This window comes from Tepidicaulis marinus (assembly GCF_000739695.1).
In the GTDB taxonomy this organism is placed as follows: Bacteria; Pseudomonadota; Alphaproteobacteria; order Parvibaculales; family Parvibaculaceae; genus Tepidicaulis; species Tepidicaulis marinus.
In genome coordinates this window covers 71,103-91,472 of sequence record NZ_BBIO01000016.1, presented here as the reverse complement: position 1 = coordinate 91,472, position 20,370 = coordinate 71,103, and the positions used below count along the sequence as shown (strand labels likewise).

The 20,370-nt window shown below is 60.8% G+C and carries 26 protein-coding genes; 16 read left to right on the top strand and 10 right to left on the bottom strand.

Annotation, left to right across the window (positions count from 1 at the left end):
- The coding region (locus tag M2A_RS13830; RefSeq protein ID WP_045448621.1) for a TolC family protein at nt 1-783 on the bottom strand (783 nt) is incomplete at its 3' end.
- Between the two features lie 92 nt (nt 784-875).
- Nucleotides 876-1,289, bottom strand: coding sequence for a hypothetical protein (locus M2A_RS13825; protein ID WP_045448619.1), 414 nt, complete (start codon nt 1,287-1,289; stop codon nt 876-878).
- 140 nt (nt 1,290-1,429) lie between these two features.
- Here M2A_RS13825 and M2A_RS18405 point away from each other — a divergent pair, with 140 nt between their 5' ends.
- A complete protein-coding gene (locus tag M2A_RS18405) occupies nt 1,430-1,618 on the top strand; it encodes a GDCCVxC domain-containing (seleno)protein (RefSeq protein WP_081875642.1) in 189 nt (62 codons plus the stop codon).
- Between the two features lie 33 nt (nt 1,619-1,651).
- Here the strand turns inward: M2A_RS18405 and M2A_RS13820 are convergent, their stop codons facing one another.
- Complete coding sequence (locus tag M2A_RS13820; protein ID WP_045448617.1) at nt 1,652-1,870, bottom strand: hypothetical protein; 219 nt, start codon at nt 1,868-1,870, stop codon at nt 1,652-1,654.
- A gap of 52 nt (nt 1,871-1,922) precedes the next feature.
- Nucleotides 1,923-3,242 (bottom strand): APC family permease, encoded by a 1,320-nt coding sequence (locus M2A_RS13815; RefSeq protein ID WP_045448616.1) that lies wholly within the window; start codon nt 3,240-3,242, stop codon nt 1,923-1,925.
- 253 nt (nt 3,243-3,495) lie between these two features.
- Here M2A_RS13815 and M2A_RS13810 point away from each other — a divergent pair, with 253 nt between their 5' ends.
- The 12 genes from M2A_RS13810 (at nt 3,496) to M2A_RS13755 (ending at nt 14,267) form a co-directional block, all read left to right on the top strand.
- The gene (locus tag M2A_RS13810) at nt 3,496-3,774 is read left to right on the top strand and encodes a DUF5676 family membrane protein (RefSeq protein WP_197052949.1); all 279 of its coding nucleotides are present in this window, start codon (nt 3,496-3,498) and stop codon (nt 3,772-3,774) included.
- Nucleotides 3,775-4,080: 306 nt separating this feature from the next.
- A complete protein-coding gene (locus M2A_RS13805) occupies nt 4,081-4,728 on the top strand; it encodes a DUF6134 family protein (RefSeq protein WP_045448612.1) in 648 nt (215 codons plus the stop codon).
- Between the two features lie 23 nt (nt 4,729-4,751).
- Complete coding sequence (locus tag M2A_RS13800) at nt 4,752-5,438, top strand: response regulator (protein ID WP_045448610.1); 687 nt, start codon at nt 4,752-4,754, stop codon at nt 5,436-5,438.
- On the top strand, nt 5,435-6,874 hold the full coding sequence (locus M2A_RS13795) for a sensor histidine kinase (RefSeq protein WP_081875640.1): 1,440 nt from the start codon (nt 5,435-5,437) through the stop codon (nt 6,872-6,874). The genes M2A_RS13800 and M2A_RS13795 overlap by 4 nt, the downstream gene beginning before the upstream one ends.
- 68 nt (nt 6,875-6,942) lie before the next feature.
- Nucleotides 6,943-7,575 carry a thermostable hemolysin gene (locus M2A_RS13790; RefSeq protein ID WP_045448606.1) on the top strand — a complete coding sequence of 211 codons (633 nt, stop codon included), beginning with the start codon at nt 6,943-6,945 and terminating at the stop codon, nt 7,573-7,575.
- Complete coding sequence (locus M2A_RS13785) at nt 7,568-9,070, top strand: AMP-binding protein (RefSeq protein WP_197052948.1); 1,503 nt, start codon at nt 7,568-7,570, stop codon at nt 9,068-9,070. Before M2A_RS13790 ends, M2A_RS13785 begins: the two co-directional genes overlap by 8 nt.
- Nucleotides 9,067-9,753 (top strand): iron-containing redox enzyme family protein, encoded by a 687-nt coding sequence (locus M2A_RS13780; protein WP_045448604.1) that lies wholly within the window; start codon nt 9,067-9,069, stop codon nt 9,751-9,753. The genes M2A_RS13785 and M2A_RS13780 overlap by 4 nt, the downstream gene beginning before the upstream one ends.
- Nucleotides 9,743-10,564, top strand: coding sequence for an SDR family NAD(P)-dependent oxidoreductase (locus tag M2A_RS13775; RefSeq protein WP_045448602.1), 822 nt, complete (start codon nt 9,743-9,745; stop codon nt 10,562-10,564). The genes M2A_RS13780 and M2A_RS13775 overlap by 11 nt, the downstream gene beginning before the upstream one ends.
- A gap of 14 nt (nt 10,565-10,578) precedes the next feature.
- Nucleotides 10,579-11,349 carry a hypothetical protein gene (locus M2A_RS13770; RefSeq protein WP_045448600.1) on the top strand — a complete coding sequence of 257 codons (771 nt, stop codon included), beginning with the start codon at nt 10,579-10,581 and terminating at the stop codon, nt 11,347-11,349.
- A 58-nt stretch (nt 11,350-11,407) separates the two neighbouring features.
- Nucleotides 11,408-12,037 (top strand): cytochrome b/b6 domain-containing protein, encoded by a 630-nt coding sequence (locus M2A_RS13765; RefSeq protein WP_045448598.1) that lies wholly within the window; start codon nt 11,408-11,410, stop codon nt 12,035-12,037.
- A 19-nt stretch (nt 12,038-12,056) separates the two neighbouring features.
- Entirely contained in the window at nt 12,057-13,814 is a 1,758-nt protein-coding gene (locus M2A_RS13760; RefSeq protein WP_197052947.1) for a phosphoethanolamine transferase, read from the top strand.
- 285 nt (nt 13,815-14,099) lie between these two features.
- Nucleotides 14,100-14,267 carry a hypothetical protein gene (locus tag M2A_RS13755; RefSeq protein WP_156101773.1) on the top strand — a complete coding sequence of 56 codons (168 nt, stop codon included), beginning with the start codon at nt 14,100-14,102 and terminating at the stop codon, nt 14,265-14,267.
- Between the two features lie 13 nt (nt 14,268-14,280).
- On the opposite strand, the gene M2A_RS13750 is transcribed toward M2A_RS13755, so the two are convergent.
- The 6 genes from M2A_RS13750 to M2A_RS13725 all read right to left on the bottom strand — a co-directional run bounded on the left by M2A_RS13750 (nt 14,281) and on the right by M2A_RS13725 (nt 18,119).
- Nucleotides 14,281-14,637: a cupredoxin domain-containing protein gene (locus M2A_RS13750; protein WP_045448594.1), complete on the bottom strand. Its 357-nt coding sequence runs from the start codon at nt 14,635-14,637 to the stop codon at nt 14,281-14,283.
- Entirely contained in the window at nt 14,628-15,155 is a 528-nt protein-coding gene (locus M2A_RS13745; protein WP_045448593.1) for a DUF4142 domain-containing protein, read from the bottom strand. The genes M2A_RS13750 and M2A_RS13745 overlap by 10 nt, the downstream gene beginning before the upstream one ends.
- 354 nt (nt 15,156-15,509) lie before the next feature.
- Nucleotides 15,510-15,977 carry a DoxX family protein gene (locus M2A_RS13740; protein WP_197052946.1) on the bottom strand — a complete coding sequence of 156 codons (468 nt, stop codon included), beginning with the start codon at nt 15,975-15,977 and terminating at the stop codon, nt 15,510-15,512.
- Between the two features lie 5 nt (nt 15,978-15,982).
- Entirely contained in the window at nt 15,983-16,843 is an 861-nt protein-coding gene (locus M2A_RS13735; protein WP_052379503.1) for an HvfC/BufC N-terminal domain-containing protein, read from the bottom strand.
- A complete protein-coding gene (gene bufB, locus M2A_RS13730) occupies nt 16,827-17,762 on the bottom strand; it encodes an MNIO family bufferin maturase (RefSeq protein ID WP_244444458.1) in 936 nt (311 codons plus the stop codon). The genes M2A_RS13735 and bufB overlap by 17 nt, the downstream gene beginning before the upstream one ends.
- 69 nt (nt 17,763-17,831) lie before the next feature.
- Nucleotides 17,832-18,119 carry a BufA1 family periplasmic bufferin-type metallophore gene (locus M2A_RS13725; RefSeq protein ID WP_045448591.1) on the bottom strand — a complete coding sequence of 96 codons (288 nt, stop codon included), beginning with the start codon at nt 18,117-18,119 and terminating at the stop codon, nt 17,832-17,834.
- Nucleotides 18,120-18,547: 428 nt separating this feature from the next.
- Here M2A_RS13725 and M2A_RS13720 point away from each other — a divergent pair, with 428 nt between their 5' ends.
- Genes M2A_RS13720 through M2A_RS13710 form a run of 3 tightly spaced genes read left to right on the top strand, consistent with a single transcriptional unit; the run spans nt 18,548 to nt 20,365 of the window.
- Nucleotides 18,548-18,829 carry a hypothetical protein gene (locus tag M2A_RS13720; protein WP_197052945.1) on the top strand — a complete coding sequence of 94 codons (282 nt, stop codon included), beginning with the start codon at nt 18,548-18,550 and terminating at the stop codon, nt 18,827-18,829.
- 10 nt (nt 18,830-18,839) lie between these two features.
- Nucleotides 18,840-19,211, top strand: a complete 372-nt coding sequence (locus M2A_RS13715; protein WP_045448589.1) for a hypothetical protein — start codon at nt 18,840-18,842, stop codon at nt 19,209-19,211.
- A 47-nt stretch (nt 19,212-19,258) separates the two neighbouring features.
- Entirely contained in the window at nt 19,259-20,365 is a 1,107-nt protein-coding gene (locus M2A_RS13710; RefSeq protein WP_052379502.1) for a sulfotransferase, read from the top strand.
- Nucleotides 20,366-20,370: the final 5 nt, after the last annotated feature.

Here is a 20,370-nt window from a genome sequence, read left to right as displayed (position 1 = left end):
CACCTCCTCGCGCTCCTCCGCCGCCCGCTCGACGTCTATTGCCGGATGCGCCCTCAGAGCTTCCTTCAGCGCCGCTGGCGCGCGCGGTTCGTTCAGCAGCGGAAGCTCGTCTACAGGCGGGCGGCTGGCATGCGCACCGATATATCTGGCAAGCTCGGCCGCCGCATTTTCCCTGTGCTGGGCCAATGCGGAAAGCCGGTCTTTCATCAGCGCAATCTCAAGATCGGCCCTGAAGACGTCCTGGCTGCTCGATCCGCCGCTCGCAAATGCGCCGGTCTGTGCTCCGGCAAGGTTCTGGAGCGCGCTGAGATTGGCCTTGATGATGCGGCGGGCTTTTTCCGCGTGATAAAGATCGAGCCAAGCCCGGCGCACGTCGAAGACGATCCGGCGAAGCAGCAATTCTTTTTTCTGCCGCTCGATCGCTGCTTCCGCGTGCCGTTCACGGCCCCGGAGCGCAAGTGTGTCGCCAGGCAGAAATTCCTGACGCAGCGCGACCTGATACTGCGTCATGGGCTCTTGAACGTCGCGCAGCGTATCGACGGGGAAATTGGCGAGGCCGGTGCGAACCGTCGGGTCGGGCAGCGCGGAATCGGCGATGGCGCGTTCTTCAAGGCTTTCGGCGCGGGCGTCGAAACGCTCGAGCGCAGGGTCCTGCGCTGTGGCGGCGAGGTGGGTAGCCTCCTCAAAACCGAGGGCCGTTTCTTCCGCGTGGAGCGGATAGGTCCAGGCAAGGATGCCTGCGCAAACCAGCGCGGTTTGCGCGATCCGGGAAAAGGGCGTCATGAGCGTATGGTCTCCTCGAACAGATCTGGAGATTCTTCCGGCTCCGTGCCGGAAGGGGGAGCGCGGCGCTGCGGCGCTACGCGCGTGATCTGTTAGAGGCGGGGGGGAGGTGGATCGCTGGCGGGGACAAGATGCGCGGCGATCCGGCTTCCGGGAATGCGGACCTTATCGCCGCCGGAGCGCGCCGTTATGGCGCAAGCCGGGGTATAAAAGCTGGAAAGAGAGCCGGTGCTGCAGGCTGTACGGCATGTTTTATCGCAGGCGGTATCGCCATTGCCCGCCATGCAGTCACCGTTTTCCGCGCAGGTGCCGCAAGTGCCGCAATCGTGCATTTCCCCTGCGGACGCGTTCACTTCCGCTACGGCGCTCATTTTCCCTGCGTCAGGGGAGGGCGCCGAGCCTTGATCTGCCTTGGCGGCATAGGGGCCCATATCCACAGGCAAAAAAGTGCCGGGCGCAACCAGCAGCGCCAAGGTAAGCAGCGGATATAGAAGCCAGCGGATCATGGGGCCATCCTAGCCTCTCCGCCCGCCCGGTCCAGAGAAAAACCTGTTATGCGGCGATATGCTCCGCATCTTGTGAAGAAGCGTCACCGGCCCAAGGGGGTAGGCTGGCGGTCCGGCTCACTTGCATGGGAACCGGCCTCATGATGACCGAATCCTTAATTACATGTCCGGCATGCGGCCATAAAGCCGTAGAACGGATGCTAATGGACGCGTGCCAATATTTCTACGAATGTAAATCCTGCGGCAGACTTCTGCGCCCTCTGCCCGGCGATTGCTGTGTTTTCTGTTCCTATGGCGACAGGCCTTGCCCGCCGAAACAAGCTCATTGAATGCCCCGGCGGACTGCTTGGCTGAAGCGCGGTTTACGAGGACGTGTCGTGCTGCATGCTTTTCTGCGCGGGCCATTTGGCGAAGGCCAGAAAATAAATCAGGGCGATATTGGCAATGGGCACGATGGACAAGAGCCCCAGTATGCCCGGATAGCCCGCTTTCTGGCAGATGCGCCAGAAAGGAATGACAACAACGAGCGCCAGAACGAACATCCAGATTAGATGCGCGCCGGCCATGTTTTCTTGTATCATCAAAACGTCTCCTTCCTTGGAAGCGGTTGCTTCCTTTTGCGCAGGCCCCTTGTTACTGGTGCCCTTCGCTCTTGCGGTGTTTCAAAAAAATCGCCTCGGAAATGAAGATGACGGCCATCGCGCCCAGGGCGACGCCGACCACGATGACGTCGGTACTAAGTTTAACCCAGACAAAGCCGCCGAGAACGATAAGATCGAGCAGGATGGCGGATATCAAGATCATGGCATTTGCGCCGATTTCTTTGCGCAAATATCTCAGGATGCCCCAATGCACGGCGATATCCATGATCAGATAGAAGATAATTCCCAGTGCTGCTATCCGGGTGAGATCGAAGAAAGCAGTGAGAACAATGCCCAGAACCACCGTGTAAACAAGGGTGTGCTTCTGAATGCTGCCGGGCATGCCGAAATGGCTATGGGCAACCAGACGCATTTGCGTAAGCATGGCCAGCATGCGGGACACCGCAAAGATGCTGGCGATAATGCCGCCCGCCGTCGCCGCCATAGCCAGAATGACGGTGAACCAGAGACCGAGACCACCGAGCGCCGGGCGGGCCGCGGCGGCAAGAGAATAGTTCTTCGTTTCTATGATTTGATCGATCGACAGATTGCTTGCCACGGCAAAACCGACCAGCGCGTAAATCACGACGCATAAGGCAATAGAGATCAGAATTGCCCGACCCACATTCTTATGGGGGTCGGTGAGCTCCGAGCCGCTATTCGTGATGGTTGTAAAGCCTTTAAAGGCAAGAATCCCAAGCGCGGTGGCCGCCAGAAACCCTTCCCATGAGGCGCGGGGGTCCGCCTGAGTGAAGTCTGCGGCAATATCTTCCGCCAGCCATATGCCGACGGCGCCGAAGAGCACGATACCGGCGAGTTTGAGGATACCGATGAATGAAGCGACGGCTTCGATGATCTGGTTCTTTGACAGGTTGATCAGGAAAGCCGCAATCAGAAGCGCTACACCGAGGGCCGGCACCCAAATGCTGTTATCGGGCATATCGAAAAGCTGCAGCGTGTAGGCGCCGAATGTGCGGGCCAGGAAACTTTGCGCGATGACCATGGAAAAATACATGAGCAGCGCGTTGAAAGCTGTGGGGAGTGTGTCTCCATAGGCTTTGTGCAGATACATTGCGATGCCGCCTGCTGAGGGATAAGAGGCGGACATTTTCACGTAAGAATACGCGCTGAAGAGAACGACGATGGCGGCGGAAAGAAAGGCGATGGGAAATAACGGGCCGGAAAGCTCGGCCATTTGCCCGGTTAGAGCGAAAATCCCGGCGCCGATCATCACGCCCGTTCCCAGCATGACGGCGCCGGCGAGCGTCAAACTGTTTTTTGCGTATTTGGGAGAGCGGTCTTCGTCATCCATTTTTCCCTCCGTTTGCCATGCTTGAGCGGCCAGCCTCACTCCTGCATGAATCGGCCAGTATTTCAACGCAAGGAGAGCGGGTTTGTTCTATGTCAAATGGCCTTATCAGTGCAGTGTTTCTTCAATTTGATCTGCTTAGGGACAAATTAAATGACCGTTCACCGGGATTGCGGTCTGGACAATCAGCAGCCATAGGTTCACGCTTTTTCAAGGCGAAAGCCGCCGATGGGCTGATAAAGAACCGGAGGATGCCATGACAGAAACGTCTGAAATGAAAAAACGTTTTCGCATTGTGCCTGTCGGGCACAGCTTGTCCTTCTTTCTACTCATTAGCTATCTTTTGTGCGTCGCCTTCGGCCTTATCGCGCCGGAACCGATGCGGATGTATGAGGCCTGGGCGCCGCTTCTTCCAGGCTTTGAATGGCTAACGGTGCAGGGATTTTTTTTCGGGTTGATCGGTGCCTATCTCTACGGTTGGTACATCGCCCTCGTTTTCGTGCCCCTATGCAACTTTTTTCATGCAAGAAGCTAAAGAAAACGCGAGATCACATTGGTTAGGTGCTGTGCCAAAGCAGGGGAAGCGCGGCCGTAATGCAAATTTCTAGATTTTGGCGATGCGGCCCGGACGCCCAAGCCAGCCCCGGCGGGGCCCAATTGAAGATTCATAGCTGAAACGGGTAATGCCCCTTGTCGTCCTAATGGCAGATATCCTTAGTCTTGATTGCTAGGAAAGGGGACGCGTCAAATCGCGCCTCCCGCATTTCTGCGGAGCCCGTAAGGATGCCGTAAGCGAGCCAGGCTTTGATCCGGCCAAACAGCGATGCGGAAGGAGCTTTGCATGAAAAAGGAAATTGCTGGGGCGGTGCTGGGTGCGGGGCTTTTCTTGGGCCTGGTCCAGACGGCGGTCGCGGCAGTGCCGGCGAGCGGCGAATTGCATTTCACGGTGATGCGCGAAGGCGATGAAATCGGCACGCATGAGATCGAGTTCGAGCAGAAAAGCGGCACGCTTGAAGTTGAAATCGAGACCGATGTGGCGGTGAAGGTGCTCGGCATCGCGCTCTACCGGTTCGAGCATGAGGGCCATGAGGTCTGGCGCGACGGCCAGCTTGTGCAGCTCAATTCCAAGACCAATGACGACGGCAAGGCGCATCATCTTGCCGTTCGCCTGGAAGATGGCAAGTTGCTCGTCGACGGCGACGGCCGGCAGGGTCCGGAAGAGCCCGGTGTCATTCCCGCCTCGCTTTGGAACGAAGAACTCGTCAAGCAAAGCGCGCTTCTCAACACGCTCGATGGCAGCCATATGCCGGTAACCGTGACCCGGGTCGGGGCGGAAATCGTCGAGGCGGGCGGGCGCAATGTAAGTGCGACGCATTATTCTGTGACTGGCCAGCTCAACCGGGAGCTCTGGTACGATGCAAACGGTGTTCTCGTGCAAGTGCAGTTTGCCGGTTCGGATGGGTCGCAGATCAGCTATATTCTCCAGTAGGTTTACTGGACACAGCGGTCTTAATGCGAGCGCTCATTATCGAAGACAATGACCGGATTGCCCGGATCGTCGCTGAGACGGTCCAGGGCGCCGGTCTTGTCGCGGATATTTGCATGACGGCGGAAGACGGCGCACTCGCCCTTTCCGGTGTGCGCTACGATGTGCTGGTGCTCGATCTCGGTCTGCCCGATACGGACGGCTTCGTTTTTCTGCGCCGCCTGCGCCAGGAAGGAAAAGATATCCCCGTTCTCATTCTCACCGCGCGTGATGACATCAAGGAGCGCGTGGAAGGGCTCAATCTCGGCGCGGACGATTATCTGACCAAACCTTTTGCGCCGGAAGAGCTTGCCGCGCGGGTCCGGGCGCTGTTGCGCCGGCCGGGCGGTGCGCTCGGCGTCGAGCTTGCCTGCGGCAATGTCCGTCTCGACACGACGGGCCGGAACGTCGCGGTAGGAGAGGCACCGCTCGTGCTTTCACGCCGGGAAACGGACCTTCTCGAGCTGATGATGCGGCGGGCGGGGCGCGTCGTTTCGAAATCGGCGATCGAGGAAAATCTTTATGCTTTCGGCGATGAAGTTGCCTCCAATTCGGTGGAGGTCTGCGTTTACCGGCTGAGGCGCAACCTGGAAAAGGCGGGTGCCAGCGTCGGCATTCACACGGTGCGCGGCGTCGGTTATTTGCTCAGCGAGAACGAAGCGGTGGGTTCATGAAGGTGCTGCCGTTTCTTCCTCGTCCAGGCTGGGTGAACTCGCTTACAGGCCGGCTTTCCGTTTCTCTTTCGCTTATCGTTATCGGAGCGGTGGCAATCATCCTCGGCGTGCTTTCGGCGCAGATGGCGGCGGAGCAGGATACGTTGCGCGACCGCTCGCTTGAATGGCAGGCGAAGGACGTGGCGGTTCATTTGCAGGCGGAAGGGGGCGAAGTACGTCTCGCCTTGCCGCCCGAACTTGAAAAAGCCTATAGCGCGCCGGACGGGCAATATCTCTTTTTGATCTCCAATGCGAAAGGCGAGCCGTTGATGCATTCCAATTATGGGATGCGCCTTGCCGGCCACTTACCAGCCGATTGGCGGACGTCTGGCGTGGAAGAGGAGCGGGTGAGCTATTTCGAGTTCCGTGATCTGGAGCGCGGACAAGTTTTTTATGGCGCGAGTATGCGGGTGTGGCTTGGGGAGCAGCCTTATACGGTGCAAGTTGCGCAAGGCCCCGTTCATTCCGATGTGCTGGCTGACACGGTAATCGAGGAATTTTTCGAACGCCAATGGTGGGCCTTTCTGCTTTTCCTTGTGGCCATCGTTGCAACGGTGGTGCTGACGGTGCGCCTTTCCTTGCGCTCCATCGGTGCGGTGTCGCGCGTCGCCCGCTCTCTTGGCCCGGCCTCACTCGATGCCCGGCTTGACACGAAAGGTATCCCGTCGGAAGTCCTGCCGATCGTCGAGGCGGTCAACGAGGCGCTGCGCAAGATTGAGGACGGGTATCGGCGGCAGCGCGAGTTTACCGCCAATGCCGCCCATCAGCTGCGCACGCCTTTGACCATCTTGCGGGCGGATTTGGAAAACCGCGAGCTCGACCGCGCCGAGGCCTTGCGGGAAGTACGCGCGCTGGAGCGCCTCGTGCAGCAATTCCTTCATCTTGCCCAGGCGGATAATTTTCAATTGGCGCTGAATGAACAAACGGACCTTAATGCCGTGGCTGAAGAAACGGTGGCGGCGCTTGCGCCTTTTGCCTTGAAACGCGGGCAGGAAATCGCGCTTGAAGCGCCGGAGGGCTCGCTTTTCGTGCGCGGCAACAGCTCTTTCATCGCCGTAGCCTTGCGCAATCTGATCGAAAACGCGCTGCAATATTCTCCGGCGGGTGAGGCGGTAACGGTCAAGGTGGAGAGGCCTGGAAAAATCAGCGTCCTCGACCGGGGTTGCGGCATTGAAAAAAGCCGGCTCGGCCTCGTGTTCGATCGCTTCTGGCGCGCTGACCGCAAGGTGGAGGATGGAGCAGGCCTTGGCCTTTCCATCGTCCAGCAGATCATGGTGGGACATGGCGGGCAGGTGGAGGCGGCACAAAATCCCGGTGGCGGCGCGCTGTTCACGCTTATTTTCCCGGAGTTTTCCGCCGCCTCTTCCATCCGTGAAACGGCCCCTTCCGCGCCGTAAGGTTGGTGTAAGCCGGCCCCGCCAGCATGTGCCTGTCTTAAGGGCTCATGTGTAACGGAGGCGGATCTGTGCAGGCCACGATTTTGAGCCAGGCGTGCGGCGGCCGCGCCGAAGCGGAAGCGTTCCTGAAAGCCGGTTATGCGCGGGCCTATGGTGCGCAGCTTGAAAATTTTCCCGCGCAGCTCTGTGTCGTTCGGCGGGACGGCGGGGCGCCTCTTGCCGGTGCCGGTATCCGTCTTGCCGGGGACGGGTTTTTCTCCGAGGCCTATCTCGACAAGCCGCTTTGCGACATCGCGGCAGAGCTTTGGGGCGGGCCGGTGTCCTCCCATGCCTTTATCGAAATCACCACACTGGTCAGTGCTTCGCCTTTCGCGCTTTTTCCGCTGATGGCGGCGCTGCTCGATTGTGGCCGCGCACGCGGGCTCACCGCCGGGCTCTTCACGATCACGGCCCCGCTGCGCAGGCTCTTCCTGCGGCTCGGTATTCCCTTCACCGCGCTTGTTCCGGCCCGGGCTGAACGGATCGGCAATGCGCAAAGTTGGGGCAGCTATTATGAGATGGACCCCTGGGTCTGTCTGATGCGCGACCCGGCCCATGCTGTTTTTCCGCGGGCGAGCCTTTCCGTGCCCGCGCTGACGCCGGCCTCCTCCCAGGCGGCTGCCTTTGATTCCCCTTTGAAAGAATATGCTCTTCATGGCTGAGGTTATTGCCGCGCTGGCGCGCGCCGCCGAAAAGTGGCCGGACCGGATCGCTTTTAGTGACGATGAAACATCCTGCAGTTTCCGTGAGCTTGCCGCCCGTGTGGCGGGGGCGGTGGAAAGGCTTGCCGAAGGCGCAGGCCCCGTCGGATTGATGGCGGCGAACGGCATTGACTGGGTGGTGGCGGATCTTGCGGTGACCGCGTCGGGCCGCTGCCTTGTGCCGCTGCCGCCCTTCTTTTCCGACGATCAGCTTGCCCATGTGGCAGGGGATGCGGAGCTTTCTCTCATTCTTTGCGATGAGGACAACAGAGCCCGCGCGGCCCGCCTTGCGCCGGTCGAGACGCTTTTCGGGCCGGATGTGGTCGGTCAGGCGGACGCCGCTCTGCTGCGCGCGCCGGGTTCCGGCCAGCGTATTATCTATACTTCCGGTTCGACAGGCAGACCGAAAGGGGTGCGGCTTGGCGACCGGCAGCTCGATTATATTTCCGCCGCCTTGGCGCGCGCCATTTCGGCGACAAGCGCGGATAGCTATCTGTCCGTTCTTCCTTTCCCGCTGCTGCTTGAAGAGCTGTGCGGCATTCACGTGCCCATTCTTGTGGGCGGACTTTCTACCGTCCGGCGCCATGTGGCCGGAGCGTGCGCAGGCGGGGATCTTGATGCGATCCGCCTTGCCTTTGAAGAGGTGCGCCCCAGCGTGAGCGTGCTGGTACCTGAGCTTTTACGTGCCTGGGTGGGGGCGCTTTTGCTTGCAGACGCCCAAGCACCTTCCTCGCTGCGCGCCGTTGCGGTGGGCGGCGCGCCGGTGCCGCCGCAAGTGCTGCAGGCGGCCGCCTCGCTCGGCATTCCCTGTCTTGAAGGCTACGGGCTTTCCGAATGCGGCTCGGTCGTTGCGGTCAACCGGCCGGGCGCCGCAGCCGCGGGAACGGCCGGCAAGGTGCTCGACGGGCTTACCGTCACGATCGAAGAGGGCGAGATTACGGTGTCGGGCCCGAGCGTCATGAGCGGTTATGCAGGCGGTCCCGACCATCAGGGGGCTTGGCGGACGGGCGATCTTGGCCGGTTCGATGCGGCGGGCAATCTCATCGTCGAGGGCCGCAAAGACGCGATGCTGGTGACGGCCTATGGGCGCAATGTGCAGCCGGAATGGATCGAAGCACAGCTTCAGGGCGACCCGCGTATCTTGCGCGCGGTGCTCTGCGGCCATGGCGCGCCCTATCCCATAGCGCTCATCGTGCCGGGCGCTTTTGCCGGCGATTTTTTTCAGACAGCGGAACCTGCGGCAATCATCGAGGCGCTGCAGGGCATTTTGACCGGCATACCGGATTATGCGCTGCCGCGCAGTTTCGCCGTGTTGACGGGCGATGAGATGCAGACCTTCGGCCTTCTCAGTCCCAATGGACGTCCGCGGCGCAAGGAAATCGAAACCTGGATCAAGGGGCCGGAAGGCCGGGCCCGACTGAAAACCGCCACGCGCATGGAGGAAAAGTTCGCATGAGTTTTTACGACACGCTTCTTCAGGAAACGCAGGACGCAAGAGACGCATTCTTTTCCGTGCCTATCGTCATGGAAGCGGCGCAGAACGGCGTCGACCGCGATCTCTATATCGCCTATCTGACCGAGGCCTATCATCACGTCAAACATACATGCCCGCTTCTGGCGCATGCGCTCGCCCATTGCCCGAAAGGCGACGGAACCTACCGCAGCGCGCTTCTGGAATATCTCTCCGAAGAGCAGGGGCATGAAGAATGGATCCTGAACGATATTGCCCATCTCGGCGGTGACGCGGCGCGGGTGCGGGCTGGAGACGGCGGCTGGCCGGTGCGGGCGATGGTGGCGTTCGTTTATTACGCCGTCGAGTTCGTCAATCCCTATTCCATGCTGGGCATGGTGCTGGTGCTGGAGGGCACGTCCGTCGATATCGCCTCCGCGGGCGCAGATGCCGTGCGCAAGCGTCTCGGGATGGAAGGTCAGGCCAAGGGCTTTACGTATCTGACCTCGCATGGCGCGCTCGATCAGGAGCATATCGCTTTTTTTGAGAATCTCGTCGATCAGGTCGAGGGAGAGGAGAACCGGCGCGCCGTCATCGATACGGCAAACATGGTGTACCGGCTTTGGGGGGAGATGTTCGCCAAGCTCGCCCGTGATGCCGGACTTAAGGAGGCGCAGCATGCGGCGTAAAAAGGACCGGCTGGTCGTCATTACCGGGGCAGGCTCTGGCATCGGCGCGGCGCTTGCCGGAGAGGCGGCGCGGGCAGGCGCGCGGCTAATTCTTGCCGGGCGGCGCAAGGAGGCGCTGGCTGAAACGGCTGCGCATCTTCCCGCCGGCTCTGAGCCCATACTTGTGCCAGCAGATATCACGAAAGCGGAAGGGCGTTTGGCGATCGCCGAGGCAGTTGCCGGTGCGGGCGGCGCGCTTGACATGTTGATCAACAATGCAGGCGCGGTACGCACCGGCTCCATCGCGGGCATGACGGAGGCTGCGGTAATGGAAATGCTGCTGACCAACCTTGCCGCGCCGCTGCTTCTCAGCCGGGACCTGCTGCCCTTTCTCAAGCGCGCCGCCGCGCCGCGCATCGTCAATGTCGGTTCGATGTTCGGCGATATCGCCTTTCCGCTTTTTGCCGCCTATTCGGCAACGAAATTCGGCCTGCGCGGGCTTTCCGATGCGCTGCGCCGCGAACTTGCGCCTGACGGTGTGGGGGTGACTTATGCCGCGCCGCGCGCGGTGCGCACGCCAGCGGCGCAAGCCTTTGAAGAGCTGGTGGAGCCGTTCGCGATGAAGCTTGATGATCCGGCCAAAGTGGCGCGGCGCATCTGGCGGGCGGCGGAAAAGCAAAAACGCAGTGTCTATCCAGCCGGTCCCGAACGCTTCTTCGTGCTGCTTCAGCGCCTTGTGCCGGGCGCTGTGGATGGGGGGCTCATCAAACAATTCACCGCCTATCGCGGTGTTGCGGCGGGCGGCGCTGAAAAAGAGGCACGCGTATCGTGAAGAATCGGGGGCAAATGATGAAAGATATCGCGGGATCCCGCGCATTGGTTTTGGCGGCCACGGTTGCGGCGGTTTGCGCCTGTGTTTCTTGTCCGGCTTTGGCGGGCACGAAGCTTTATTCACCCCTCGTTGAAGAAGGCGCGCTGGAGATCGAGCAACGCGGTTTTGTAACCAGTGACAGCAAAAGCAGTCTCGATGACGAGCAGTTCTATTCGGCAAGCATCGGCTACGGGCTGACCGATTATTGGTTTGCCGAGATCGGCGGGGAATGGGTGCGCGATCCGGGCACCGGCAAGACCCGGTTCGACGCCACGAAATGGGAGAACCGTCTGGAAATCATTGGTGACGGTTCGCATTTCGTCGATTTCGGTTTGCTGATCGAATATCTCAAAGGGGGTAGCGGGCAGCCGGATAAATTTGAATTCGGTCCGCTCATCGAAAAGCGCATCGGCAATACCGTTACCCGCGCAAACCTGCTTTTCGAACGGGAGATCGGCGCTGGGCGCGATAGCGGGCTCGGCGTCGAATATGGCGCGGGCATTCACTACGAATTTTCCGATGAATTCTATGCCGGGCTTGAGGCCTTCGGCTCGCTGGGGCCGGTGCATGACTTCAAAAGCAGCAAGGATCAGGAACACCGGGCCGGGCCGGTTCTGGGCGGCGCTTTCGAGCTTGAAGGTGTGCCCGGCGAGATCAAGGCCGAGATCGGCTATTTGCGCGGTCTGACCGGGGCAACGGCGGACGATACCGTCAAGTGGATGTTGGAATACGAGCTGGAGTTTTAAGATGTCCGTAAAATCAGAGACAGGAAGCGGCCCGCGCCCGTTTGAGGCGGGATCGGGAATGAGCGCAAAAGATGAGGATCAGGTCCGCGTCTGGGACCCGCTCGTGCGTTATGGGCACTGGTTTTTGGCGCTTTGCTTTGCCGTGGCTTATCTGAGCGAAGGCGAGCCTTTGTGGCTGCATAGCTGGGCGGGGTATGGGGTCGGCGCTTATGTCATGCTGCGGGTTCTTTGGGGATTTGCCGGGCCGGCCCCCGCCCGGTTTGCGAGTTTCATTGCGCCGCCGCGCGCGGTGCTGGGCTATTTGCGCGGCCTTTTGACAGGCAGCGCGCCGCGGCATCTCGGGCACAGCCCGGCGGGCGGTGCAATGGTGATCGCCCTTCTTTTCATGCTCGCTGTGACGGCCCTGAGCGGCATGGCATTGCTTGCAGCCGAAGAAGGCGAGGGGCCGCTTGCGCCGCTTTTTGCCGGTGGCCAGATGCAGGAGATCGCCTTCATCGCACCTGCCCGCGCCGATGATGAATATGAAGATCATGAAGGTGCCGAGTTTTTGGAAGAAATCCATGAGCTTGCCGCCAATCTGACGCTCGCTCTCGTGCTGCTCCATCTGGCAGGGGTTGCCGCCTCCAGCATCGCGCATAAGGAAAATTTGCCGCGCGCCATGCTGACCGGTTTTAAACGGCGTTCTTAATTCCTTTATGCAAGGCCTCATGACCGATAAAGCCACCATATCGAACGCGCTGCGAAGCGCCTATTGGGGAAAGGTCCGTGCGCGCCTTCGCAGGCGTTGGCAAGAGAGGACAGGCGGACAAGAGCGGGGGGTTCACCCGCTCCTTCTTGCGCTTGGTGCAAGCGCCGCGCTGCTGCTCTTTTACAATATTCGGCTCTGGCAGACCGTTTGGCAGGTCTGGCCGGGGCGGTCGCTGGAAGACTATGCCTTCCTCGGCTCTCTCGGTTTTGTTCTGGGCGCGTTGTTTTTCATTCTGCTGCAGCTCGCCGCTCTGCCGCGCATTATGAAGCCTGTCTTTGCCGCGCTTTTTCTGCTGGCGGCCGCCACGTCCTGGTTTACCTCGTCTTACGGAGCGATGTTCGACCAGACCATGATCGCCAATATCGTTGAAACCGATGGAGGCGAGGCGGGCGATCTTCTCTCGCTTCCCTTTCTTCTTCATATGCTGTTATTGGGGGTGCTTCCGGCTGCACTGATTTTCCGGGTGCCGCTGCGCTGGCCGGGATGGCGGCGCGAGCTTTTCCTGCGCGCAGGCAGCCTCGTTACCTGTCTTGTCCTTATCGGTTTTAGCGGCGCGTTTTTCTTTCAGGATTATGCTTTGCTCATCCGGAACAACCGGTATCTCCGGCATATGATCAACCCGACCTCACCGATTTATTATTCGGCGAAATATTTCACGGAAGGCGAGCGGGGCAGCGCGGGCAGCGGTGAGATACGCCGTCTGGCAAAGACGGTGCGCCGGGGGAGCGGGGCCGGCGAAAACGGCAAGCCGCTTCTTTTTGTCGTGGTGGTGGGAGAGACGGCGCGGGCCGCCGATTTTTCCCTCAACGGCTATGAGCGCGAAACGAACCCTGAGCTGGCGGCGCTCGGCGTTGTCAGTTTCAGGAACGCTTATTCATGCGGCACCTCGACAGCCGAATCCCTGCCTTGCATGTTTTCCGCCGCCGGGCGGGAGACTTATGACAGGGCTGCCGCCATGGGCTCGGAAAACGTGCTCGACATTCTCAAGCGCGCGGATGTCGATGTCCTGTGGGTGGAGAACAATTCCGGCTGCAAAGGCGTCTGCGCACGCATCGAGACGGAGCAGCTGGACACAAAAACCTATCCTGGCATCTGCACGCAGGCCGGCTGCCCGGATGAAGTGCTGGTGAAGGCGCTGGAGCGGCGCGTGCGCATGTTGCGGCGGGATACGGTCATTGTGCTGCATCAAATGGGCTCGCACGGGCCGGCCTATTACAAGCGCTATCCCGCCGGCTTTAGAATTTTTGCGCCGGTCTGCGGCACGGTGAATTTGCAGTCCTGCTCGTCGGACGAGATTCGCAATACTTATGACAATTCCATCCGTTATACCGATCACGTTCTGGCCGGTATGATCGGCGTGCTTGAGACGCACCGGGCCGATGCCGATACTGCCCTTCTCTATGCCTCCGATCATGGCGAATCGCTTGGTGAGATGGGACTTTACTTGCACGGCCTGCCATATGCGTTTTCCCCCGACGTGCAGCGGCATATCCCCTTCCTGCTTTGGGTGTCGAAAGGCTATGCGGGGCGATTCAAAATCGACAGTGAAGCGCTTTCCCGCCGGGCCCGCCTGCCTGCAACCCATGACGCGATCTTCCATACGATATTGGGCGCCCTTAACGTGGAGACCGAGCTTTACGATCCCGCGCTCGATCTTTTTGCGGCGGGCGCGGCGGAAGAAAAATCCGCGCCCCAACCCGGCGGTCACGGGGCTTGAACATGCAGAAGAACCGGCTCTTTCTGGAAAGTGCCGTTTGTCTGGCACTCATTGCGCTCGTTCTTATGCTGCCTGAGCTGCAGTTCGTCGACAGATGGCTACAGACCTTTTTCTTCGACCGGATGGCGGGAGGATGGCTCATCCAGCCCGACGAGCGCGGGCTCTTGTTCTGGGCGCTTTACAAGCTGCCGAAAATTCTGCTTGCCGTCTCGGCCTCGCTCCTCATCCTTTATCTTTGCGCAAGACGCCTTGCCCGCCGTTTTTTATTGGCTGCCGGGGATTGCCATGGGCTGGCTCATGGGGGGCTTTCAGATGGCGCGCGGCCAGCACTACTTTTCACACACGCTTGTCAGCATGCTGCTTGCCTGGGGCATATCGAGCCTCATCATGGCGCTTTTCATGAAAGAGGACATTGTTTTCATGATCTATTCCCCGCGTCTTGAGGGGGAGTGAAGTGTTAGTCCGCTTATGCTTCGACGGTCAGCGTCCCGGTCATTTGCGGGTGGAAGGCGCAGAAATAGCTGTAGGTTCCGGGCGTCTCGAAGGTGAGGGCGGCGCTTTCACCGCGGGAGAGCGTGCCCGTGTCCCAGCTGCCTTCTTCATGGGTGGCGGTATGGGGGGCGATGTCGTGATTGGTCCATTCCACGCTGTCGCCGGCTTTGATGGTCAGCGCGGCAGGCGCGAATTTAAATTTCTGGATATCGATCTTATGGGTGCGCGGCGCGTCGCCGGCGCGCGGGGCGCCGGAGAGGAAAAGCGCGGCGAGGCCGGCGCCCAAAAGGGCGCCGGCCCGCCTGCGGGTATATGTGCGCTTTACGAGCACTTGAGGCTGCTGACCATGTTTTCAGCATGCTTTTCATGCTGCTTGAACGTGGCAAGCGCGTCCGTCAGCAGCTCTTTGAGCGGCTCGACGGTCGTGTTCGGAATGAACTTGCCTTCCACGGTCTGGTTGACGACCTGGTGGTAGCCAAGCTCGTTCGTTGCATAGGCGCAATCGAAGGCTTTGCCGCGCAGGCCGGTCAGCTCTTCGACCTTTTCGCCAGCGCCTTTCACAAGCGCCTGGCTGAGGCCGTTGTCCTGCGGCGTCACGTTCAGCTCGGTGATGAGCGCGCCGGCAGCATCGTTCACGGCCGTGTGGTCGCGGACCATCGTCGCAGCGAAGGCGCGCACGTCTTCGTTCTGCGACAGGGCCAGCGCCAGATGCGCATAGCGAATGTCGATCTGGCCGGCCGTATAGGCGGTGTGCGCAATTTCCAGATCGTTCATCGGCTCTTCGGCAACAGCCGGCATGGAGAAGGCGAAGGCCACGAGGGCGGCCGCACAGGTTTTCTTGTTGATCACGGAGAGTTCCTTTCCCGGTTCGTTTCATGTCTGTCGGATCGGCAGGACCTGAAGGGATTGCTGCATCCGTCGACGGGATGGAGAGTGGGGGCGGCGGGAAGATGAATCAATTGAGCTGGCGCGCTCTTGGATCATCTGCAAATGAATAAGGAGGATCTGCAAAAAACCGCGAAAAAGTAGGGTTTTTATTCTCTGTGACAAGCCGTTTGAAGGTCTGCGGGGGCCGGTTCTTCCTACCCTCGCAAGGGCGCGCCTCTTCCGGCCTGGGGCTAAAACTGGCAGGAAGAGGCGCTGCGGCGCTTGCGGGAGTCTCAAGCGCCGTCCGAACGCTGGGCGATCACAGGTGCCTGGCAATCACTGGCGCCGGGCAATGACGTGGTCGAGCGAGAGCGCGCCGGGACCGCGGGCGATGAGGTAAAGCAGGATCGAGGCCCAGAGGAGATGCGTGGACCAGGCGCCCGGATAAACGAAAATCTGAATGACCAGCGTCATGGTGAGGAGCGCGGCGGCGGAAAAGCGGCTGGCAAGGCCGATCACCAGCAAGAGCGGGAAGAGATGCTCGGCATAAGTCGCCAGATGCGCGGCGAGCGATGAGGAGATTACCGGCAGCGCGTATTCATGTTCGAAGAGATAAAAGGTGCTGGATTTCAGCGTGAGGACCCCTTCCACTTTCGTGCGGCCGGATAGAAAGAAAACGGAGGCGATGGCAAAGCGCATGGCAAGCGCGTAAACCGAGGCGGGAATGCGCTCGGCAAGGGCGATGAGCTTGGCGGCCAAAGCGGCAGGTCCGGAAGCGGCCATATCGATACGCGTGTCGGTCATGGGTCTTAGTCCTTGGCTGAGGAAGAGGGGGCGGTGCCCGGCCCTTTAATGCCGGGCCCTGCAACGTCAGGCCTTTCAATGCCAGGCCCTTCGATTGCGGTGAAAAGACCGAGCTGGAAAGCGCGTGCGAGCGCGCCCGTCAGATCGAAATCTTCTTGGGTCTGCCCGCCGCTCTCGGCCGCTTCGCCAAGCGTGCCGCCGTCTTTCAAGGCGCACAGAAAGGCATAGTCGCCTTCCGGTAGAGCGGTTTGGATGACGGCAAGGCGGGGGCGGGCGCAAAGACCGCATTGGCCGGCATGGGGCAGCTTGATGGGCTTGTCCGCGGCCGCCCCTTCCTGCCCATCCTGATTGGTCTGCCAGATATCGAAAACCGGATAGGGCGAGGTTAAAAGCCGCAGCGCCGGATGAAGGGTGATCCGCGCCGTCTCTAAAGCCTCGGGCGGTATTTGCGCGAAGACTTCGCCGTTTAGCGCCTGCGCATCGGCGGCGTGATAGGCGCTGAGATAAGCCAGTTCCAGCCGTGCCACATCACCCAGATAGGCGAGGTTCTGCGCCGGTGGAAAACTCTCCAGAAATTCGGGAAAACCCTCCCCATAGCCGATCAGGGTTGCCCGTCCGGGCAGTTGGCGGTCGAGAAAGGTGCGCGCCGTGATCTTGAAAAACTCGTCCCCCACCAGGCGGCGGATGATGGGAAAGGCGGCGCTCAAGGCTTCGGTCAGGGAGTGATAGACATTGTTGCGGTAAACGGCAAAGCGCTGTTCGAGCGGTGCGCCGCCGGGCGCGCTCATGCGCCGGCGCAGAGAATGATTGGGACTGGACTGGAGGGCACGCACGAAATTGCGCTGAAAATCAGCGAGTGACGGCATGGGCGTTTCCCATAAGCGGGCCGAAAGCTGCCGCGTTCTGCATAATGTCCCGTGCTTTGCCGGCTTCTTCCAGAAGGACGGGGAAGGCGGGTACATCCGTATCCCACTCGATCAGGGTGGGCCGCGGCCCCCAGCGCTCGCAGAAGGTCCCGAAGAGCGCCCAAACCTCCTGGCTGACGCGGCTGCCGTGATCGTCGATGCGCAATTCCCAATCGTGCCCCTTGTCTATGCTGTGGCCGGCAAGGTGGATTTCGCCGACATCCGCACCCGGGAAATGCGCAAGATAATCTGCCGTATTTTCCGCTTTATTGGCGCAGGAGACGGCGACGTTGTTCAGATCGAGCAAAATGCCGCAGCCGGTGCGCTCGCATAAAAGCTCCAGAAATTCCGGCTCGCTCATCTCGTCATCGACGGTCTTGAGATAGGTCGAGGGGTTTTCGATCAGGATACGGCGGGACAGGTAATCCTGGGTCTGGTTGATGTGATCGCCGACTTTTCTCAGCGTTTCATGGGTCAGCGGCACGGGAAAGAGATCGTTGAAAAACGTCCCCCCGGCGCTGCACCAGGCAAGATGTTCGGAGATCAGGCCGGGCCGGTAGCGCTCCACCAATCCCTTGAGCCGCTTCAGATGCGCGTCATCGAGCGGGCCGTTGCTGCCGAGCGAAAGGCCCACGCCGTGAATGGACAGAGGAAAGCGTTCGCGGATGGCGCTGAGATAGGCATGGGGGGCGCCGCCCTCGCCCATGTAGTTTTCCGCGTGAATTTCGAACCAGCCGGCTTCGGTATTCTCACCTGGGCTGGCATCCAGAATGTCGCGGTAATGATCGGATTTCAGGCCCACGCCGGTGACGGAGGGGATTTTGGCGGGAGCGGGGGTGGACGCCGGAGCCTTTTTAGCGCCGATCAAGATGTCCGGCACGGTTGCCGCTGGGGGGGATGTCTGTGGGGGATAAGACATGGGCAACAGGCTCCGGCGTCCGGGCGTCAATCAAGCCGGGCGGTCGACAGGCTCGAGGCTGCCCGGCCCGAACGGGGTTTCGATGTCGGTGCAGGTGCCGGCCGGAACCAGTTTCCAAGCATCGCCCTGGTAATCGACTTTCGAGGTGCCGGCGCAGCTCGTGCCGGGGCCGGCGGCGCAGTCGTTCTTACCGGCGAGGGAAACGCCGTAGCATTTTTCCATGCCGGCGGCGTCGGCGGCGAAGGAGGTGTGCGCCGACAGCGTCAAGGCGGCGGCGACAGCGCCAGCAAGCGCCAGGGCAGAGGTCTTCGAGTTCATGGATTTCTCCTATCCAGTGGTCTTTGTAACGTCCCGGGGAAGTGTCCCGAGGAAACGCCCCAAGGGGGGTACTCGCTCAACTCACTTAGGCGGGGCAAAGGGGAACCGTGCGGCCCACTCCTAAATAATGGGGAGGGGGACTGGCGATTGGAAATCACGTTGCTTCCAATTCCATCAAGCTCGTGTGAGACCCTGTGAAGCTGCATGTTGCAACTTTCGCGTGCCGCTGCCGGGGTCCCCGTGCTGGGCCCCGTGCTGGGCCCCCGTGCTGGGTCATGCAGGAATGGACCGCTGGCTGCCCGGCCTCTGCGGCGTTTTTGCCTGCCTTGCCGCTTCCTTTTTCGCGCCACTTTTAGGGCACTTTCTGCGTATATTGCCGTTTACATAGTCGTGAGACGTGCCAATTCTTTCAGGAGCGAATGAAGGCCATGCGGCGTAGAGATTTTTTTGTCCTGGCGGCAGCCAGTTCGGCATTTTTCATCGTGCCGGCCACGAGCTTCGCCTATGTGGGGCCGGGGACGGGCCTGTCGGCCATCGGGACAATTCTGGCGCTTGTTGCGGCGGTGGGCCTCGCGCTTGTCGGCTTTGTCTGGTACCCGCTCAAAAGGCTTTTGCGTAAAAAACCCGGCGCGCCCGCCCCTGCTTCTTCCCATGCGCACGGCGCGGCGGAGGAGAGCACGCAGGACGCGCCTTCTTCCCGCAAGCCCTGACGGCAAAGCCATGCTGGTCTACGGCCTTTTGGCGCTCTGCCTTTTGCTTTTCATGGGTTGCTTGAAAGTGACCGGCGTTGTGCCCCGCGTCGAAGCGGCGGGGGCGGCAGGACGGCGCGCGCTCGCCGTCATGCGAAACCCGGCGCTTAGCGACGATGAAAAGGAGGCGGCGGTGCAAAAGGCGGCGCTTGCCATGTTCGGCGCTTTTTTCCTGATCACGCTCTCCGTGGCCATCGCGCTCGCGGTGCCTTTGGGCGCAGCTTATCTTGCCGATCTCGCCGGGCTTGTGCCGCTGGGCGCGGCGGAAGCGGCGGCGACGGACTGGGTGTTCATCATCGTCTCTAGCCTTGTCATGATTGCCGCCTGGCGGCTTACGCGATGAGAAGGCGGGCACGATGAGAAGGCGGGCACGATGAGAAGAGTGGCGCCATGAGCGGGCCGGACTCCTATTCGCGGGCCGAGCGGCTTTTGCACAGGCTGGCTTTTGCCTCCGTGCCTGCGCAAATCGCGCTGGCCGATATCGAGGAAGGTCTTTTCGGTTCGAGCGCGGGTATCGCCATCGAGCGCCCGCTTTTCGTCGCCGGGCTGCCGCGCGCAGGCACGACGCTGCTTTTGCAAATCCTGGCGGAACTGCCGGACTTCACCTCTCATACCTACCGGCATATGCCGTTTCTTCTCTGCCCCTTTACCTGGCGGCGGCTCTCGGGCGCCTTCCGCAAAGAATCCGCGCTTGCCGAGCGCGCGCATGGGGACGGCGTGGCGGTGGGGTTCGATAGTCCCGAAGCCTTCGAGGAAGTTATCTGGAAAGCGTATTGGCCGGAAAAATACGGGAAGACGTCCATCGGGCTTTGGGGGCGCGAGGACAGGAACGGCGAGTTCGAGGCCTTCTACTTTCAGCATATCCGCAAAGTGCTGGCGCTCGCGGCCAAGGAAGAGGGCGGGGCGCATCGGTATCTTTGCAAGAACAACGCGAATATCGCGCGGCTGTCCTTGCTGCCCGCGCTTTTCCCCGATTGCCGTATCATCGTGCCGGTGCGCAGTCCGCTCGATCATGCCCGCTCACTCCGCCGCCAGCATGTGCAATTCAGCGCGCTCCACGCCGAAGACGCATTTGCCCGCCGCTATATGGAATGGCTCGGTCATTACGAGTTCGGCGCGGCGCTGAAACCCATCGATTTCGGCGGCTGGATGGCGCGGGAGGGTGAGGGGCTCGATCCGCCAGCGCTTGATCCGTTAGGGCTCGATTTCTGGCTCGCCTATTGGGCGGCGGCCCATGACGCGCTTCTCAGTACGCCCTCGGCGCATGTGCTCTTCGTGGATTATGACGGGCTTTGCCGGGAACCTTCACCGGGCCTTGCCCGCCTTGCGCGGGTATGCGGGCTTGAAGAAACGCGCCTCGATGCTGCCGCGTCCCGCTTCCGCGCGCCGACGCCTTATGAGGCGGCGGAAGATTACGATCCCGCGCGCCTCGATCGCGCCGAAGAGATTTACCGGTCCTTCGGGCCGCTTTTTACCGCCTCTCCCTCCATTCCTTGAGCAGG